General features: G+C 34.3%; 1 protein-coding gene. It reads left to right on the top strand.

Features of this window, described 5'->3' with window-relative positions; all coding sequences use genetic code 11:
* The coding region (locus tag AOA61_RS00215) for a metal ABC transporter solute-binding protein, Zn/Mn family (protein WP_158234775.1) at nucleotides 1–236 on the top strand (236 nt) is incomplete at both ends.

Consider the following 236-nt stretch of genomic DNA (forward strand, 5'->3'; position numbering starts at 1 on the left):
GATGAGGAAGTAGATGAAGTAGTTGAAGAAATTGAGACATTAAAAGTATATACTACATTATTCCCACTTGAAGATTTTACTAATAAGATTGGTGGAGAGCATGTAGAGGTTTATAATATAGTACTAGTTGGTGCTGACGCACATACTTTTGAACCTACTGCAAATCAAATTATTGATATAGCTAGTGGTGACCTATTTATCTATAATGGTGTAGGGTTTGAGGGCTTTGCAGAAAG

Origin of the sequence: Pseudomonas sp. 2995-1, from assembly GCF_002742505.1 — a bacterium.
In the GTDB taxonomy this organism is placed as follows: Bacteria; Pseudomonadota; Gammaproteobacteria; order Pseudomonadales; family Pseudomonadaceae; genus Aquipseudomonas; species Aquipseudomonas sivasensis.